Origin of the sequence: Streptomyces sp. NPDC048277 (assembly GCF_040652235.1) — a bacterium.
In the GTDB taxonomy this organism is placed as follows: domain Bacteria; phylum Actinomycetota; class Actinomycetes; order Streptomycetales; family Streptomycetaceae; genus Streptomyces.
Window position 1 is genome coordinate 170669 of record NZ_JBEZLQ010000011.1, and the last position, 17389, is coordinate 188057.

18 protein-coding genes are annotated in these 17389 nt (G+C 72.3%); 11 read left to right on the forward strand and 7 right to left on the reverse strand.

The genetic code is table 11. From position 1 onward, the window contains the following. Position 1 precedes the first annotated feature (1 nt). From AB0D85_RS24325 to AB0D85_RS24340, 4 genes are all read left to right on the forward strand, one after another. Positions 2 to 217, forward strand: a complete 216-nt coding sequence (locus AB0D85_RS24325) for an MbtH family protein (RefSeq protein ID WP_362323714.1) — start codon at positions 2 to 4, stop codon at positions 215 to 217. A gap of 11 nt (positions 218 to 228) precedes the next feature. Then, complete coding sequence (locus AB0D85_RS24330; protein ID WP_362323717.1) at positions 229 to 1476, forward strand: cytochrome P450; 1248 nt, start codon at positions 229 to 231, stop codon at positions 1474 to 1476. 63 nt (positions 1477 to 1539) lie between these two features. Beyond that, on the forward strand, positions 1540 to 2283 hold the full coding sequence (locus tag AB0D85_RS24335) for an SRPBCC family protein (RefSeq protein WP_362323720.1): 744 nt from the start codon (positions 1540 to 1542) through the stop codon (positions 2281 to 2283). A 43-nt stretch (positions 2284 to 2326) separates the two neighbouring features. Beyond that, a complete protein-coding gene (locus tag AB0D85_RS24340; RefSeq protein ID WP_362323723.1) occupies positions 2327 to 2515 on the forward strand; it encodes a hypothetical protein in 189 nt (62 codons plus the stop codon). Positions 2516 to 2590: 75 nt separating this feature from the next. On the opposite strand, the gene AB0D85_RS24345 is transcribed toward AB0D85_RS24340, so the two are convergent. The 5 genes from AB0D85_RS24345 to AB0D85_RS24365 form a co-directional block, all read right to left on the reverse strand. Further along, positions 2591 to 3952 (reverse strand): FAD-dependent oxidoreductase, encoded by a 1362-nt coding sequence (locus tag AB0D85_RS24345; RefSeq protein WP_362323726.1) that lies wholly within the window; start codon positions 3950 to 3952, stop codon positions 2591 to 2593. Then, on the reverse strand, positions 3949 to 4962 hold the full coding sequence (locus tag AB0D85_RS24350) for an ABC transporter ATP-binding protein (protein ID WP_362323729.1): 1014 nt from the start codon (positions 4960 to 4962) through the stop codon (positions 3949 to 3951). Before AB0D85_RS24350 ends, AB0D85_RS24345 begins: the two co-directional genes overlap by 4 nt. Further along, entirely contained in the window at positions 4959 to 6920 is a 1962-nt protein-coding gene (locus AB0D85_RS24355) for an oligopeptide/dipeptide ABC transporter ATP-binding protein (RefSeq protein ID WP_362323732.1), read from the reverse strand. The genes AB0D85_RS24350 and AB0D85_RS24355 overlap by 4 nt, the downstream gene beginning before the upstream one ends. Positions 6921 to 6924: 4 nt before the next feature. Continuing rightward, complete coding sequence (locus tag AB0D85_RS24360) at positions 6925 to 7911, reverse strand: ABC transporter permease (RefSeq protein WP_362323735.1); 987 nt, start codon at positions 7909 to 7911, stop codon at positions 6925 to 6927. A gap of 62 nt (positions 7912 to 7973) precedes the next feature. After that, positions 7974 to 9578, reverse strand: coding sequence for an ABC transporter substrate-binding protein (locus AB0D85_RS24365; RefSeq protein WP_362323738.1), 1605 nt, complete (start codon positions 9576 to 9578; stop codon positions 7974 to 7976). Positions 9579 to 9737: 159 nt separating this feature from the next. Between AB0D85_RS24365 and AB0D85_RS24370 the strand changes: the two genes are divergently transcribed. The 5 genes from AB0D85_RS24370 (at position 9738) to AB0D85_RS24390 (ending at position 14644) form a co-directional block, all read left to right on the forward strand. Continuing rightward, positions 9738 to 11474, forward strand: a complete 1737-nt coding sequence (locus AB0D85_RS24370; RefSeq protein ID WP_362323741.1) for a DUF885 domain-containing protein — start codon at positions 9738 to 9740, stop codon at positions 11472 to 11474. A 148-nt stretch (positions 11475 to 11622) separates the two neighbouring features. Further along, complete coding sequence (locus AB0D85_RS24375; RefSeq protein WP_362323744.1) at positions 11623 to 12012, forward strand: DUF5132 domain-containing protein; 390 nt, start codon at positions 11623 to 11625, stop codon at positions 12010 to 12012. 160 nt (positions 12013 to 12172) lie between these two features. Continuing rightward, positions 12173 to 12919, forward strand: a complete 747-nt coding sequence (locus AB0D85_RS24380) for an alpha/beta fold hydrolase (RefSeq protein WP_362323747.1) — start codon at positions 12173 to 12175, stop codon at positions 12917 to 12919. A 177-nt stretch (positions 12920 to 13096) separates the two neighbouring features. Continuing rightward, complete coding sequence (locus AB0D85_RS24385; RefSeq protein WP_362323750.1) at positions 13097 to 14269, forward strand: alpha/beta hydrolase; 1173 nt, start codon at positions 13097 to 13099, stop codon at positions 14267 to 14269. Between the two features lie 207 nt (positions 14270 to 14476). Beyond that, positions 14477 to 14644, forward strand: coding sequence for a DUF5132 domain-containing protein (locus AB0D85_RS24390; RefSeq protein WP_362323753.1), 168 nt, complete (start codon positions 14477 to 14479; stop codon positions 14642 to 14644). A gap of 30 nt (positions 14645 to 14674) precedes the next feature. Here AB0D85_RS24390 and AB0D85_RS24395 read toward each other — a convergent pair whose 3' ends face one another. Then, positions 14675 to 15610 (reverse strand): M56 family metallopeptidase, encoded by a 936-nt coding sequence (locus tag AB0D85_RS24395; protein WP_362323756.1) that lies wholly within the window; start codon positions 15608 to 15610, stop codon positions 14675 to 14677. Positions 15611 to 15618: 8 nt separating this feature from the next. Next, positions 15619 to 16002: a BlaI/MecI/CopY family transcriptional regulator gene (locus AB0D85_RS24400; RefSeq protein WP_362323759.1), complete on the reverse strand. Its 384-nt coding sequence runs from the start codon at positions 16000 to 16002 to the stop codon at positions 15619 to 15621. A 175-nt stretch (positions 16003 to 16177) separates the two neighbouring features. Here AB0D85_RS24400 and AB0D85_RS24405 point away from each other — a divergent pair, with 175 nt between their 5' ends. Beyond that, a complete protein-coding gene (locus AB0D85_RS24405) occupies positions 16178 to 16753 on the forward strand; it encodes a TerD family protein (RefSeq protein WP_362323762.1) in 576 nt (191 codons plus the stop codon). Between the two features lie 26 nt (positions 16754 to 16779). Next, positions 16780 to 17361, forward strand: a complete 582-nt coding sequence (locus AB0D85_RS24410) for a hypothetical protein (protein WP_362323765.1) — start codon at positions 16780 to 16782, stop codon at positions 17359 to 17361. Positions 17362 to 17389 lie beyond the last annotated feature (28 nt).

Genomic DNA, 17389 nt, shown 5'->3' on the forward strand with positions numbered 1-17389 from the left:
CATGACCAACCCGTTCGAGGACCAGGACGGCGCCTTCCTCGTGCTTGTCAACGACGAGAACCAGCACTCGCTGTGGCCGCAGTTCGCGGACGTCCCCGACGGCTGGAGCACCGCCCACGGACCCGACACCCACGCCGCCTGCCTGGAGTACGTCGAGCGGTCCTGGACCGACATGCGCCCCAGGAGCCTCGCCGACGCCATGAACGCCCAGCGCTAGCGCGGCTCGTGGTGAACCTGACCGACACCACCGACGAGGCCCGCGACAGCGCGGGCCTCGCCCGGTGCGACGACCTCGGCGCGGCGCTGCTCACACCCGAGGCCCGCCGGGACCCGTACCCGTTCTACGCCCGCATGCGCCGCGAGGACCCGGTCCACCGCAGCGCCCAGGGCATCTGGTACCTCACCCGGTACGCCGACGTCGAGGCGGCCCTGAGCGACCTGCGGCTCTCCAACGACCGGGACAGGATGACCCGCGCCTACAGCGCGCTCGGCGGCGACCTCAAGGCCTTCAGCCGGCTCACCGACCGGCTCGGCCGGGTGATGAGCAACACCGACCCGCCCGACCACGCCCGGCTGCGCAAGCTGGCCAACCGGGCCTTCACCGCCCGGCGCGTCGAAGCCCTGCGCGACGGCATCCAGCGGATCGTCGACCGGCTCATCGACGAGGCGGTCGCCGCCGGGCCGGCCATGGACCTGATCGAGGCGGTCGCCGCCCCGCTGCCGATGTCCGTCGTCTGCGAGCTCTTCGGTATCCCGCCCGAGGATCTCCCGCAGGTCAAGACCTGGTTCCAGCGCTTCGGCCGGCTGACCGAGGACATCGACAAGTCCGAGGCGGCGATCGAGCAGTACGAGGAGTACCTCGCCCGGCTCGTCCGCCGACGCCGGGCCGCCCCCGGCGACGACCTCATCAGCGCCCTGGTCGCCACCCAGGCCCAGGACGACCGGCTCACCGACTCCGAGCTGCTGTCCACCTGCTTCGTCCTGATCACCGCCGGCGACGAGACCACCACCCACCTGGTCGGCAACGGCATGCTCGCCCTGCTGCGCCACCCCGGCCAACTGGCCCGGCTGCGCGAGGAACCGGCGCTGGTCCGCGCCGCCGTCGAGGAACTCGCCCGCTACGACACGCCGACCCAGGCGATCGTCCGGGTCGCGGCCGAGGACATCGAGATCGGCGGGCGGACGCTGCGCGAGGGCGAGCTGGCCTACCTGTTCCTCGCCGCGACCAACCGGGATCCCGAGCGCTTCGAGGACCCCGACAGGCTCGACCTGACCCGCCCCGGCAACCGGCACCTCAGCTTCGGCAACGGCCCGCACTTCTGCCTCGGCGGCCCGCTGGCCAAGCTCCAGGCGGAGGTGGCCGTCGGCACGCTGGTCCGCCGCCTCCCGGACCTGCGGCTGGCCGACGGCGCGGTCCTCGACTGGCGGCCCAACCCGCTGCAACGGCGGCTCACCGCGCTGCCGCTCGCCTACTGACCCATTCGCCTGCTTGGCCCATTCGCCTACTGGCCCATGAACGACGACGAAGGAGAAGCGACCATGGCCCGAGAGCTAGAGGTCCGCCGGGAACAGGACCTGCCCGCCACACCCGAACAGGTCTGGGACGCGGTCGCCACCGGCGCCGGCAACCTCGGCTGGCTGTACCCGATGGAGGTCGAGCCGCGCGTCGGCGGAAAGGCCACGCGCGGCGACAGCACCGTCGTGGCGTGGGAGCCGCCGCACCACTTCGCGGTCCGGGCGACCCAGGACGGCGGGTTCTCCAACACGCTCACCTACCGCATCGAGCCGGCCGACGGCGGCACGAGCCATCTGCGGATGGGAATCCACTGGGTGCACACGGGCGTCGTCGACGACGCCTGGAACTGGGACACCAAGGCGGACGCGGCGGAGAAGCACGTCGACTTCTACCAGCACTCCCTCCCCGAGTACCTGGAGCACTTCGCTGGCCGCCCCGCCGTCTACGTCAAGGCCGCCCGTGGCGACTGCACCGAGGACCCCGCCGACTTCGCCACTCTGTGCCGGCGCCTCGGCCTCGACGACGACACGGCCGTCGGCGACCGGGTGTCGCTCGACCTCCCGGGTACGGACGGCGGCCCGACGGAGGTGGTCGTGGACTGGCTGAGCCCCGACTTCCTCGGCCTGCGCGGCCCGGACGCGCTGTACCGGTTCTTCAACGGCAGTTCCTGGAACTGGCCGATCTGGCTGGGCCACCACCTGTTCGCCGAGGACGCGGACGAAAAGCAGGCCGTCAAGGCCTGGAACGCCTGGCTCAACGGCGCCTGACCCGTCGCCTGACCCGTCGCCCGACACAACCGAGGGGCCCCTGGTGGAAACACTGCTCTACGCCGCCGAACTCGTCCAGGAGGACGGCACCTACAAGCTCGTCGTACAGGACGTGGTGCGGGACACGGTCCAGGTCACCACTGTCCCCAAGTCCGCGGTGGACAAGCTCCCGGTCGTCCTGTCGGTGCTGAGTTCCAAGCTGGGCTCGGCGTCGGCACGCGGCCGCTGGTAGACCGCTCTCCGGATTCATGAGGCCGCTGCCGTCCGGCACCCATCAACTGCCGGACGGTCATGCCCACTTCGAGCGTCAGCCCATGACGGTCCGGGAGGCGGCCCCCTCGGCCAACGGCCGTCTGCGGGAGAAGGCACCCAGGTCGACGACGAGGCCGGTGTGTTCCCCCGGGTACCGCAGCGGATCGCGGTCGTGGTCGTGGCCGGCCTCGACACGGTCGACCAGGAGGGCGAGGAACCGGCCCGCCAGGGGAGCGTTCTTGAACTGGTTGCCGCTCGTGCCCATGGCGACGTAGAAACCGGCCAGATCGGTGCGGTCGTAGATCGGGGACCAGTCGTCGGCGACGTCGTAGACACCTGCGATGCCGCTCGGCCGGTTCGGCACGCCGAGGAGCGGGAAGCGGTGTGCGGCCCTGGTCACCTGGGTCTCGAACCGGGCCGGTGTCGGGTGCGGGTTGCACGCGTCGGGATCGTCGAGCCACTCCCTGGGGTCGCAGGCGGGCAGCGTGCTGCCGATGAGGAGGTGTTCACCGCTGGGGCGCAGATAGGTCCCGAGGTCGACATCGGCCACGATCGGGCCGGGCACGGTCCCGGTGCCACCCAGGCCCGAGACCGCCCCGTCGCCCTGACGGACCGGCGCGGCCACCTGATGGACCTCCTCGCGCAGCGGGCGCACCCCGACGGTGAACTCGGCTCCGACCCCGGCCATCCGGTTGAACCCGCCCGACCATGGGCCGGCGGCGTTGACCACGACCGGTGCCGTGATCGCGGTGCCGTCGGCGAGCCGGACGCCCGCCACCCGGTCCGCGCCGCGCAGCACACCGACGACCGCGCGCCGGAAGAGGAAACGCACCCCGAAGCGGGCCGCCGCGTCCGCGAGATTCTGTGCCGCGAGCCGGGCGTCGTCGACGAAGCCCGCGTCCGGGGTGAACAGCGCGCCGAGTTCTCCTTCCGGGCCGGCGGCGAAGAAGGCGTCGTCGAGCAGGGGCCGGGGAGGCCCGTAGCGTCCCGCGTCGATACCTGGGACCCGGCTGCGCAGTGCCGCGGCGTCCCAGCGCTCGTACGGCACACCGGCACGCTCGAACAGCGCGACGGCCTCCGACGTCCCGGAGCCCGGTGCGTCGAGGAGTACCGCTCCGGTCCGCCGGAACGCCGCCAGACCAGGGCCGGGCGCGGTGCCCAGGTGCTCCGCCCAGCGTGCCCAGCAGTGCTGGGACTCCCAGGCGGTGGCGACCCCGTCCCAGGTCGAGTAGTTGAATCGGATGACCGCGCTCGACGCGCTGGTGGATCCGTGGCCGACGCCGCCGGCCTTCTCGACGACCACGACGCGCCGACCGGTGCGCGCCAGTTCCAGTGCCACCGCGGCACCGATCACACCGGCCCCGACGACGACCGCGTCCGCGCCGGACGGAGGCGTGTCAGCGTCCCCTGCCGTCATGACGTCAGGTCCTCGGCGCCGTACGGGAAGTGGCAGGCGGCGCGATGCGGTTGAGCCGCCGCGTCCCGCTGCGGGTCCCGAGCGGCGCAGACGTCCCGTCCGGGGTGCCGGTCCGGTCCGACGGGGCAGCGCGGATGGAAGCGGCATCCGCTCGGCGGCGACGCGGGGTCGGGCACCTCACCGGCGAGAAGGCCGGGTTCCCCGGCCGGGCGTCTCCCGGCGTGCAGACTCGGCACGGCGGACAGCAGCGTCCGGGTGTAGGGATGCCGTGGCTCGCGCAGCAGGCTCTCGGTGGGGGCGAACTCCACGATCCGGCCGAGGTACATCACGGCGACGGCGTCCGACACATGACGGACGGCGGCGAGGTCATGGCTGATGAACAGCATGGCGAAGCCCATCCGCCGCTGCAGGTCCCGGAGCATGGTGAGCAGCGCCGCCCGGACCGACATGTCGAGAGCCGAGGTGACCTCGTCGGCGATGAGCACCGCCGGATCGACGGCGAGCGCACGGGCGACGGCGACCCGTTGGCGCTGGCCGCCCGAGAGCTGCCGCGGCAGCCGGCCGGCGCAGCCGGCGTCGAGACCGACCAGTTCCAGCAGCCCGCCGACGCGCTGTTCGCGGCCGCGGCGATCCAGCCGGACGAAGGCCCCGGCCGACTCGGCGATGGACTGACGGACCGTCATCCGCGGGTCCAGTGCCGTGTCCGGGTCCTGGAACACCAGTTGGACCTGTTGCCCCAGCCGGCGCCGGTCGGCCGCCCGGCGCCCACCGTACTCCCGCCCCCCGACGGTGATCCGTCCGGCGCACGGCGGGTCCAGCCCGACGACCGCTCGTGCCAGAGTGGATTTCCCCGACCCGGACTCGCCCACCAGGCCGACCGTCGTGCCCTGGGGAACGTCCAACGACACGCCGTCCACGGCCGTGATCGGTCCGAGCGGTCCGTGATGGCGAACGGTGACGTCGTACAGCGCCAGCCCCGACCCTGCCCTCACCTCTGACCCTGTCCTCATCTCTCCACCTCCTCGGTCTCGTGCCGGTCGCCGGGCGGCGGCGCGGGCAACGGCTGCCAGCAGGCGACCTCGTGTTCCGGGCCGAGCGGCGACAACACCGGGAGCGGTGACAACACCGGACTCTCCACCGCGCACCGGTCCAGCCGTTGCGGACAGCGGTCCAAGAAGGCGCAGCCCGGGGCCGACCCGTACGGATCGGGCGGCCCTCCCTCGATGGTGGGGAGCCGACGGTCACGTTCCGCGGCCAGGTCCGGGACCGAGGCGACGAGCATCCGCGTGTACGGATGCCGTGCGCCGGCCGCCAGTTCACGGGCGGGAAGGTTCTCCACGATCGTTCCCCCGTACATGACCAGAACCCGGTCACAGGCATCGGCCACCAGGGCGATGTCGTGGCTGATGAAGAGGATCGCCGTGCCGTCGTCGTACCGGATCCGGCGGAGCAGGTCCATGATCTGCCGCTGCACGGTGACGTCCAGGGCTGTCGTCGGTTCGTCCGCGATGATGAGGCCGGGGCGCATCATCGAAGCCGCGGCGATCGCCACGCGCTGGCGTTGACCGCCGGAGAGCTGGAAGGGACGGGACCGCAGCAACCGGCGTCCGGCGGGCAGCGCGACCCGGTCGAGCCCGGCCAGCGTCTGCTCGACGGCCTCGGCGCGAGGGGTGCCACGGTGGATGCGCACGCCCTCCGTCAGCTGCGTTCCGATGCGCAGCGCCGGGTTGAAGGCCGAGGCCGGGTTCTGGAAGACCAACGCCATTCCCGTCGCCAGTTGCCTGCGTCGCTCCTCGCGGGTCGACGACCCGACGTCCGTGCCGAGGAACCGGTGGGTACTCCAGCTCGCGCGGGCGCCGTCCGGCAGCAGGTCGGCGATCGCGAGCGCCGTCAACGACTTGCCGGAGCCGGACTCGCCGACCAGTCCGACCATCTCACCGCGCCGCAGGGCGAGGGTGACATCGCGGACGGGCCGGAGCACCCCGTCCGCCGTGGGAAGGACGACCCGCAGATCCGCCACCTCCAGCACCTGGCCCACGGATGCCGGCTGCTCGATGCGCGCCGGGTGTACCACCGGCTCTTCCCCCGGATGCGGACGGGTTTGCCGTGCGGCGGCTCCGGCCAGCATCTCGCCGAGAAGTTGGAACGCGACGGCGGCGTAGACGATGGCGATGCCGGGCGCCACGGCGGGCAGCGGTTCGATGTAGATGCGGTCCAGCCCCTGGCTCAGCAGGAGTCCCCAGTCGTACGACGGCGGCTGCGCGCCCAGTCCGAGGAAGCTCAGCCCCGACAGCGCCACGAGCGCCGAGCCCGCGGCGACCGTGGTGGTGAGCATCAGTGGTTCGGCGATGTGGGGCAGGACATGGCGCAGCAGGAGCCGGTGGCGGCGCAGGCCCAGCACGCGCGCCGCGGCCATGAAGTCGGTCCCGGCCACCTCGGCGGCCAGGGTCTGCGTGATCCGTGCGAAGCCCGGTGCGCAGGCGATGGCGAGTGCGCCCACCGCACCGCCCGCGCCCGCTCCGAAGAGGGCGGCGAAGAACATCGCGACGAGGAGCGCGGGAAAGGCCAGCAGAAGGTTGATCAGGGCCCCCAGCAGGCGGGCGGCGCGCCCGCCCACCACGGCGGTGAGCGCGCCGAGCGTGATGCCGGCGGCCGCCCCGAGGAGCGTGGCCGCGAGGGCCGGCAGCAGGGAGGGCCAGGTCGCCGAGAGCAGCCGGGCGAGCAGGTCGCGCCCGAGCCGGTCCGTGCCGAGCGGATGACCCGGGGTGGGCCCGAGCAGCACCGCCGACGGGTCCGGCCGGTCGGCCCGCTGCCCCCACAACACCGCCCCGGCGACGGCCAGTACGGCGAGCGACCCGAGCATCACCAGGGTGATCACGCCCATGGGGGTGGCCCAGCCCGACCGGGACGCGCGGGACCGGCCGCGGGCGGCACCCGGCGAGGACGGGGGAGAGGAGGTGAGCGCCATCGGATCACGTCCTCCGGATGACCGATCGGGGGTCGAGCAGCGCGAGGGCCAGATCGACCAGGAAGTTCACCACGAGGACCGACGAGCCGAGCACCAGGACCGACGCCTCGACGACCGCGTAGTCCTGCGCGACCACGGCCTGTGCCATCGCCGAACCGATGCCCGGCCAGGCGAACACCTTCTCGACCAGTACGGTCCCCGCGATCAGGGCCGGCAACAGGTTCCCGGCGTACGTCAGCGACGCGGTCAGCGCGTTCGGCGCCACATGGCACAGGTGGAGCCGGACGGCGGGCAGCCGTTTCGCGCGGGCGGCACGCACATAGTCCGTCGCGAGCACCTTGAGCGTCTCCACCCGCACGATCCGCAGCAGGACCGCGGTCGGGGCGAGCGCCAGCGCGAGTACGGGCAGCACATAGGACCGGGGACCGAGGTCGCCTGCGACGGGCAGGATGCGCAGGCCGACCGCCAGCCCCGCGGTGAGACCCGCCGCGAGGACGAAGTCCGGCACGCCCGCCAGGACCGAGGTGGTGGCGGTGAACGCCAGTTCCGCCCGTGGGCGTCGCCCGCCGCGCGTCCACACCGCGGCGAGCAGCCCTCCCGGGAGGGCGACGACGAGCACGCAGGCGAAGGCCAGGACGGCGAGCAGCAGGGTGGCCGGCAGCCGTGCCCCGACCAGTTCGGCCACCGGCTCGCCGGTCACCAGCGAGACTCCGAGGTCGCCGTGGGCCAGCCGGGGGAGATGCTGCCAGTACTGTTCCGGCAGGCTGCGGTCCAGGCCGAGTTCGTGCCGCTTCGCCGCCACCAGGTCCGGCGGGGCGTCCACGCCCAGCGCGGCCCGGACCGGATCCCCGGGGATCAGCCGGATCATCGCGTAGGAAGCGGTGACGACGATGAAGAGCGAGACGACGAGCCGTGCCGCGCGCCGGCAGCAGAACACCACCCACGGGTGGTGCCGGGCCGGGGCACCGAACCGCGCGGACACGGTCGTCATGGGAAACCTCCTCGACTGGCGGGCGGGCGTGCTGCGCGTCCGCTGCGGCTATCTGGGCAGTGCTATCTGTGCAGGCGGATGCTGGTCGGCAGGATCCGGCCGCCGGGGGCGACGCAGAAGGTCGTCCGGTAGCCGTACACCGTGCTCGTGCCGTCGGCGACGGGCAGCGCGTCGGCCGAGCGGAGCAGCGCCGCGGCGGCCCCGTTCCAGTCCGCGCAGCCGGCCGAGCCCGGCGAGCGCAGGGCGCGGGCGACGTAACGGTCGTAGTCGGGGTTGCTGACATGCGCGAAGTTCAGTTCTCCCGACGACGGCGGGCCGGAGAAGTACGGGACGAGCTGCGCGGGCAGCTGCGGCCCCGGCGAGCTGCCGACCACGACGTCGAAGTCGCCGCTTCCGTACATGGCCTGGATCACCGCGTTGCGGCTCTCGCCGACGAGGTCGACGTCCACGCCCAGCGCCTGCCACGTCACCGCCATCAGTTCCGCGACCGACGGAAGGGTGGAGCCGAAGTCGGCGCTGCTGACCACCCGCAGCCGCAGCGGTCGGCCCTGTTTGGCCAGCCTGCCCCGCGCGTCCTTCGTCCAGCCCGCGGCGCGCAATGCCTGTACGGCGCTGTGCGACGGCAGGTTCCCAGTGGCCACGTCGGCGTAGCAGACGGAGTCCGGGGCGGTGAGGTGGCGCGCGGGCGTGCCGTCCCCGCCGATCGCCACATTGGCGAGGCCCTTGCGGTCCAGGGCCCCCACCAGCGCCCGGCGCAGCACGGGATCGCTCAGGGGCCGGTCCGAGCGCTCGTTGAAGAAGGTCAGCCCCACCACGGTCGGCACCTGGGCGGTGGCCAGACCGTGGCCGGTCAGCCGCGCGCGGTCCGGGCCGGTCACCATGCCGATGTTCACTCCGCCCGTGAGCAGCAGATTCGCCACGGTCGACTCCTGCGGAACCACCGTCACCACGATCCGCTCCGGCTGCCCCGGAGCCGCGTTGCCCGCTCCGCCCGGCCCCCACGCGTAACCCCTGCGCCGTGTGAAGACGTACGGACCCCCGGACGCGTAGCCGCTCAGCACATACGGGCCGGTGCCCTCCGACCTCCTGTCCAGCGCGCCGGGATCCGCCAGTCCGGCGGGGCAGACGACGGGCAGGAGACCGATCGTCCGCACGATGAAGCTGTACGGCGACGCCGTCCGCACCGACACCGTCCGCGCCGTGTCGTCGGCCGACACCGTGAACGGCACACCGGGCAGGGTGGTCCGGGCACCGATGAGCCGGTTGCGGGGATCACCGGCATACCGCAGCGACCGGGCCACCGCGGACGCCGTCAGGGCCGTGCCGTCGGAGCAGGTCACCCCCTTGCGCACGGTGAAGCTCGCGGAAGTGGCCCCGGCCTGCCAGTTCTGGGCCAGGCCGGACACCACACGGCCGTCCCGTGCCACATCGACCAGTGAGTCGTAGGCGTAGGGAGCCGGCGAGAGGCCGAACTGCGAGTACGGGTTGAAGCTCGGGGTCTCGGCGGCGGTGGTGATCGTGACGGTGCCGCCCACGACCACAGGGGTGCGCGTCGACGACACGTCGCCGTCGCAACCGGCCAGCAAGGCCGACACGGCCGACACGACGACGGCGGCCGCCGCCACGACCGGCCGGGTCCTTGGGGACGACACGGTGCGGCGGCGCATGGCGCTCATCGTGCCACCGCGATCGACGGCGCCGGCCGGGCTTTCCGGGGCCGCACGCGAACACGCCGGGTAATTTCCCCCGTCCGAGTGAGGCCGCCCGACGCGCGGTTCACCGTCCTATTGCTGACGCTGAGTCACATCGAGCCGCAGACTGACGTCATGGTCATCAATCCAGGGCACCCCCCGGACGACACGACGGAGCGAGAGATCGACCGGCTCGCGACCTCGTACTGGGACTTCCTCCTCGCACGCGAGCCGTCGCTGCGCACGCGCCGCGGGCTGCCGGTCGAGTCACTGCCGGGGGTGTCCGCGGCGGAGGCCGACGAGCGCGCCGGGTTCGCGGCAGGGGTACTGGACCGGCTGGACACGCTGCGCCCGGCGGAGCTGCCCGGCCCCGCCGCCGACACGGCCGGCTTCCTCCGGGCCCTGGCCGAACAGGAAGCGGAGGCGGGCCGTTTCCACTGGCTCACCCCCACCGCCACGCCGTACCAGCTCTTCCGCCTGCAGCAGTACGGCGACACCGTCTTCCGCCCGTTCCGCTTCGAGCACCGGGCCGACGCGGACCGGTACCTGACCCTCGTACGGAACCTGGCCCACTGTGTCGCGACGATCGGCGACAAGGTCGCCGGGCAGGCCGCGCGGGGCTTCCGCATCCATGCGCCGGCCCTGACCGGCGTCCGCACCACCCTCACCCGGCTGCGGGAGTCGGCGGCACGGTACGTCCGGGCGGACGCCGGGCGGCTCACCCGGCTCGGCGCGGCGGCCCGCGCCCACCTTCACGACACGGTGGAACGGCTCGTGGCCACCGAACTGGAGCCGGCGTTCGACCGCCTCCTCGCCCTCGTGAGCGACCCGGACTACCTCCGGCAAGCGCCCACGGCCGTCGGCTGGGCCCGCTACCCGGAGGGCGAGGCGGCCTACCGCGCCTTCGTCCGGACGTACACCTCCGGCGACACACCACCCGAACGCCTCCACGAACTCGGCCGGGAGCACTGCCGCGAACTCGGCGAGCGGATGCGGGAGATGCGCGCCACGCTCGGTTTCACGGGGACGGAGGCGGAGTTCAACGAACGGCTCACGACCGAGCCGCGGCTGTACGCCACCACGCCGGAGGAGGTCGAGGCCCGCTACCGCGGACACCTCGACCGCCTCACGCCGCTGCTGCCGCGCTGGTTCGCGGTCCTGCCCCGCGCCCCCTTCGGGGTGGCCCGCCTCGACCCGGCGCTGGAAGGGGCGATGACCTTCGGCTACTACGAGGCGCCGACCGCCGCGCAACCGGTGGGGCGCTACCGCTACAACGCCTCGGACCTGGCGCATCGTTCACTGCTCGGCGCGGCCGCGCTCATCTTCCACGAGCTGGCGCCCGGACATCACTTCCACCTCGCCCGCCAGGCCGAGAACACCGCGCTGCCCGACCTGCGACGCGAGCTGACGGCCTTCAGCGGGTTCGAGGAGGGCTGGGCGGAGTACGCGGCAGGGCTCGTCTGGGAGATGGGGCTGTACGACGACCCGTGGGACGCGTACGGACGACTCGCCCACGAACGGTTCACCGCGCAACGCCTCGTCGTCGACACCGGCCTCAACCTCGGGACGATGACCCTGGAGGAGGCGCGCACCTTCATGCGCGCCCACGCGGCAGCCGAGTCCGAAGGACAGATCACGACCGAGCTGCTGCGCTACGCGACCGATCTGCCGGGGCAGGCGCTGACCTACCGGGCGGGTCACGCGGAGTTCACGGCATTGCGGGTGGCGTGCGAACGCGACGCCGGTGCCGCGTTCGACGTGCGCGCCTTTCACGAGACCGTGCTGGCGGGCGGCACACTGCCGTTTCCCGCCCTGCGCCGACGGGTGGAGAGAGAACTGCGCGGGGAGCGGCCGCTCTACTCGAATGGGTGAAGGTCAGGGGCAATTCGTAGCCGTTTGCTCAGGCTCGGATACTCTCTGTGATGGAGGGTGCGGGTCCGTTCACTTCACGTCTCGTTGTTCACTGCACCGTTGTGTTTTCAATCATCATCTCCTCGACCGAAGAGAAGGATGTTGTGCCATGCCGCCTGTAGTACCTCCTTTCCTGATCGGTCTGATCACCGCATCCCTGGTGAAGAGGCTGGGCAAGCCCTTGGTGCGAGGGGTCGTCAAAGCGTCGGTGGGCCTGGGAATCGAAGTAAGACGGGCCGTCCACGAAGCCGGCGAGGGAATCCACGATCTCGCTGCCGAGGCGACCGCCGAAGTGCTCGCCGTCCAGACGGCACAAGGAGCCGGGCATGGCGTCGGAGCCTCGGAGGACGGCACCGCGGCCCGGGCCGAGGTGACCGCCAAGTCGGCGCCCGCGGTCGCAGAGGCGCACAAGGGACAGCCCGAGGGGCAGACCGGCGGTCAGGACAAGCCCGTCGGCAAGGCCCGTAGCACCGCTTCGGTCGCCACCAAGGCGCGCTGAGTCCGTCGGCCGACGCACCGTACGGTCGTCTGCCGACCCATAGACGACACCCGATGGAGACAGGTCAGATGTCTGCGACCGGAACGCCCGTGTATTCCGCGGAACTCATCCAGGAAAGCGGTGCCTGCGAACTCGCCGTGACCGATCCCCCGCGCCACTGATGGCGACCGACGCGAAGAAGTGGTTCCGGGTCCACCGGCGTGCGGCGGACCCCAGGCTCCGGCTGGTGTGTTTTCCGCATGCCGGCGGCACGGCACAGCTGTTCCACGGCTGGTCCGCGCTGCTGCCGTCGGACGTCGAGGTGCTCGCCGTGCGGTACCCCGGCCGCCAGGACCGGCTCGCGGAAGCCTGCATCGAGGACATGGCCACCCTGGCCGACACGATCGAGGACGCACTGCGGCCCTGGCTCGACCGGCCGCTGGCGCTCTTCGGGCACAGCATGGGCGCCTGCGTCGCCTACGAGGTGGCCCTGCGGCTGGAGGCCCACGGCAGCGTCCCCGAACACCTGCTGGTCTCCGCACACGAAGCCCCCCAGTGGGCCGAACACGGTGCGCCGCACGACGCCGACGACGAAACCCTGATCACCCATGTCCGGGGCCTCGGCGACCTGCACTCGGAGGCCTACGACATCCCGGAACTGCGTGACCTGCTGCTGCCCGCCCTCCGTTCGGACTACCGGCTGCTCGCGGGCTACCACCCGCCGAATCCGGCTCCGGTCAAGGCGCCGATCACCGCGTACGTCGGCCAGGACGACCCCAGTTGCGTGCTCGACGGCGTCCACGCCTGGTCCGGCCTCGCGGCCCCCGGCTCCTTCGAGCTGCGCACCTTCCCCGGGGATCACTTCTACCTCGTGGCGCGGGAGGCCGAACTGGTCGCGGACGTGGCAGCACGTCTTGCGTGCGCGTGAGGCGCCGGTCAGGCGGTCCGCACGGCCCCGGCGGCCGCCCGCCCGGCGGTGACGCGACGCGGGGCCCGGCACCGCGCATGGCGCCCGCGGGGTTCCGAGGGGACGATGGTCGTACCGGTCGCTGAGACCTGCGGTGTCCCCGACAGCGGCCGCGAAGGCTGGGACGGAGAGGGAACCATGCGACCGGGAACGCGTGCCGCCGACGCGATACTCCGGCTGCTCAGCCGGGACTGGGCCGGGCTGGCCATCGCTCTGCTGCCGGCAGCCGCGGGTGCGCGGTGCGCCACCAAGCGGTGCGTCACCAAGCGGTGCGTCGCCAAGGGGACCGGTCGGCGCATTCTCGGTGGTGTGCTGTGGGCCGGGGCCCTCGCACTCGGTCTCGGGTCGCTCCGCCATCTGGTCTACGTCGCCCGGATACGGGTGAGGTATCCGCCACCCGGACGCATGGTCGACGTGGGCGGCTACCGCATGCATGTCCTGGCCGAGGGAGACGCCGGACCGAGGCCCACCGTGGTCTGGATGCCGGGCGGCCATGCCGGCGGATACGCCATGTACGGGCTGCACGCGCTGGCACGGGAACAGATGCGCTCGGTCCTGGTGGACCGCCCGGGGTCGGGCTGGAGCGACCCGGGCCCGTTCCCGCGCACGACGGCGGCAGAAGCCGTCGAACTGCTCACGGCGCTGGAACGGGCAGGTGAAGAGGGGCCGTACGTCCTCGTGGGGCACTCGTTCGGGGGGCTGCTCATGGCCAACGCCGCCAGGCGCCGCCCCGACCTGGTGGCCGGTCTGGTGCTGCTCGACCCCACCCCGCCCGATGCCGTCGCCTTCGGCCCGGCGCTTCCGGGCCTGCGGCGCGCCCCGAGGGACCAGACCGTCCTCGCGCTGCGTCACCTCTTCGGCCTCCACCCTCTCGTGGGCAAGGAGGAGACACACGGCTCCGACGACCCGGCACGGGTACTCGCCATGATCGAGCTCAGGACCAAGGCGAACTGCGCCGCGGCATCGATCCTGCGAGAACTGTCGCCGGACGGCATCACCAGAGACGGCTGGCAGACGGCCGTACACGACGGTGAGCTCGGCTCGCTGCCCCTCCTCCTCGTGGCGCCACGGGATCTGACGGGCGGTGGCGAGATCTTCGACGGGGTCGACGATCCGGAGGAGAGCGCCCGGGTACGGCACTTCTTCCTCACCGTGAGAGAACGGTTCCTCGCAGCCTCCGACAGGGGGCGGAGAATTTACACCCCGGAGGGAACCGGCCACGATTTCCCGGATCGCGTACCCGAATTCGTTGTGCGGGTGGTGGGCTCGCTGCTGGACCAGTGCGGGCCGGGGGAGCCGAAGGCGTTCTGATTCCGTTGCGCGGCCACCATCGTGGGCTGCGGTGGGTTTCCACCCGACCGAATGAACGGCGTGGGCGTCCACGGGCACATCGGCCGAGGTCCGACTATCGTGTTTTTGGTGGGGGTCGTGCTGTGTAGACAAGAAGAGGGTTCACACATGCTCCCTGCAGTTCCTCCTTTCGTCGTCGGTGTGGTGACGGCCCCTCTGGTCAAAAGAGTGGCGAAACCGTTGGTGCGAGGCGTCATCAAGACGTCGGTCGGGCTGACCCTCGAAGTCAAGCGTGCGGTGATCGAGGCCGGGGAGGAGATCCAGGCCATCACCGCCGAAGCGGCCGCCGCGAAGCTGGCCAGTTCGGCGCGCACACCCGGCGCGGAGCCGACATGAGGTGACGGCACACGGCAACGCAGACCTTCGCTAGTACAGCGGCGTGGCCGCGTGCAGCAGAAGCAGCAGGGTGAGCGCCGAGTTGGCGGAGAACATGGCCGAGAGCAGCGTGCCGGCGGTGGCCGTCCACACGGCCAGTCCCGTGGTGGTGAAGAGGGACGGCCAGGTGCGTACGGCGGGTGGCGGGCCGAGCAGGGCGGCGACCCGGCGGGGGAGCGGGCCCGGCGCGGCCAGGCCGGCGAGTGTGGGGCCGGGGGTGCCGCGCGAGACGAGGGCCGCCGTGCCGATCGCCCGTGCGACCGCCTTGCGGCTGCCCACGGTCTGTGCCGCCGCCTCGTCCGCCCAGCGTTCCGTCGTGTAGGCCACGGCGGCCCGCAGCGGCAGCAGGAACGGGTTGGAGCAGGCGGCCAGTTCCACCAGCAGCAGGTGGCGGTGGTGCCGGGCCGCGAGGTGTGCGCGCTCGTGGGCGAACAGGGCGCGGCGCTCGCGGGAGCCGAGACGGGCGAGCATCGCCGTGGACACCACGATGCGGTCGCGCGGGCCGGCCGGGAGCGCGTAGGCGTAGGGCTGGGGATCCGGCAGCACCGCGACCTCGGTGTCCGGTAAACCCTTCAGCGCTTCGTGGGCCCGTCCCCGGACCAGGCGGTGGCGCAGCAGCGTCCGCGCGCAGCCGGTGAGGACCGCGATCAGGGCGGGGATGGCCGCCTTCCCCACGATCTCGTGGCGGGGCACGCTGTCGCGGACTTCGGGATCCGACCAGCCGTCGGGCAGCGGGTTGCCGGGGAGTTGCGCGGTGCCGACCACCATGAGCAGAACCAGGCACACGGTGCTGCACAGGGCCATGACGGTGGCCACCCCGGTGAGCAGGGCGGTGGCGGGACGGGGATGCAGATGCTTCTCGGCCAGCCGTGCGATCGGCCACGCGCTCAACGGCAGCACCAGCGGCAGGAAGACGAAGATACCCACGGCCGCGCTCAGTCCTCCTCGCCCGCGTCGCGCAGCAGTTCCCGCAGCAACCGCTCGTCGTCCGCCGGCAGTGTGGTGAGGAAGCTGGCCAGCACCGCCCGCCGGTTCTGCTCGCCGTCGAGCACCCGGCGCATCTTCAGCGCGGCGAGGCCGGCTTCGTCGGCGGCCGGCATCCATACGAACGACCGGCCCTCGCGCCTGCGGGTGACGGCGTTCTTCGCCAGCAGCCGGGCCAGCACCGTCATCACGGTGGTGTAGGCGAGGTCGGCCGCCAGCCGTTCCAGCACCCAGCCGGCGGTCACCGGCCCCTCGGCCTCGTGCAGTGCCGCGAGTACCTGTGTCTCCAGTGCGCCCTGTGCCCTGCGCCGGCCGCGCGGGTCAGGCTCGACCACGCGATGCCTCCCTTCCGCCCGGTCCGCTCCTGGACCCTCGACTCCTCGTGCCGGGAGCGTCACATCGTACAAAGCACCGGCGGCGCTACCGTCCGTCAACTTCTACAGTGTTGTAGATTCTAGCTCGGGTCCGGGACACGGACCCGAACCGACCAGGTGTATGGAGGGACGAAGCATGGGTGTTTCCCTGTCCAAGGGTGGCAACGTGTCGCTGAGCAAAGAGGCCCCGGGCCTCAGTGCCGTGCTCGTGGGGCTGGGCTGGGACGTGCGGACCACCACCGGCGCCGACTTCGACCTCGACGCGTCCGCGCTGCTGCTGAACGCCTCGGGCCGGGTCGTCTCCGACCAGCACTTCGTCTTCTACAACAACCTCAAGAGCCCGGACGGTTCGGTGGAGCACACCGGCGACAACCTCACCGGCGAGGGCGAGGGCGACGACGAGAGCCTCAAGGTCGATCTCGCCGCCGTACCCGCCGACGTCGACAGGATCGTCTTCCCGGTGTCGATCCATGACGCGGACGGCCGTGGACAGAGCTTCGGGCAGGTCCGCAACGCCTTCATCCGCGTGGTGAACCAGGCGGGCGGCGCCGAACTCGCCCGCTACGACCTGTCCGAGGACGCCTCCACCGAGACGGCGATGGTCTTCGGCGAGCTGTACCGAAACGGCGCCGAGTGGAAGTTCCGTGCGGTCGGCCAGGGGTACGCGTCGGGCCTGGCGGGCATCGCCGCCGACTTCGGAGTCAATGTCTGAGCCGACGACGCACACCAGGAAACCGCGTGAAGGGCACGTCCGGTCTCCGGCCCGAGGACCGGGCGGACTTCGAGGAGGCGGTCCGGCTGGCTCTGGCCGCGGCCGACATCCGGTCGGCGCTGTACGCCGATCCGAGCGGCCGGGCGGCCGGGCTGCTGAGGGACTGGGCGCTGGCGGCGCGGGACGAGATCTCGGCCGCAGCCGCCGACGAGTACCGGGAGTACCTCGCCGCCCGCCGTACGCCCCACGGGCGACCGCGCGCCGGTGGCGGCATGGTGTGGCCGATGCTCGCCGTGCTCACGCCCCTGATATCGGCCGGGGCGGGGACCGCGCTGCTGCTCGTCGGGTTCGGTCTCCGGGTCGCCGGTGCCGCGACGGAGTTCGCCGCCTCGGTGCTGCTGGCCGGATGGGTCCTCGCGGTGACCGCGGTGGTGGCGGGCGCAGCCGGTCTGGGCGCGCTGCTCTGGACGGCCCTGCGCGGCGGCGAGCGGAGACCGGGGCGTGGCGCCGATGCGTACCGGGCGCGGGAGAGATGGCGGCAGGTCCTGCTGGAGCGGGGTGTGCTGCCCTATCTGCGCCGCCGCCTGGCCGAGTCCCTGACCGCGTAGCCAGGTCCGAACGATCCAGTGAACGAGA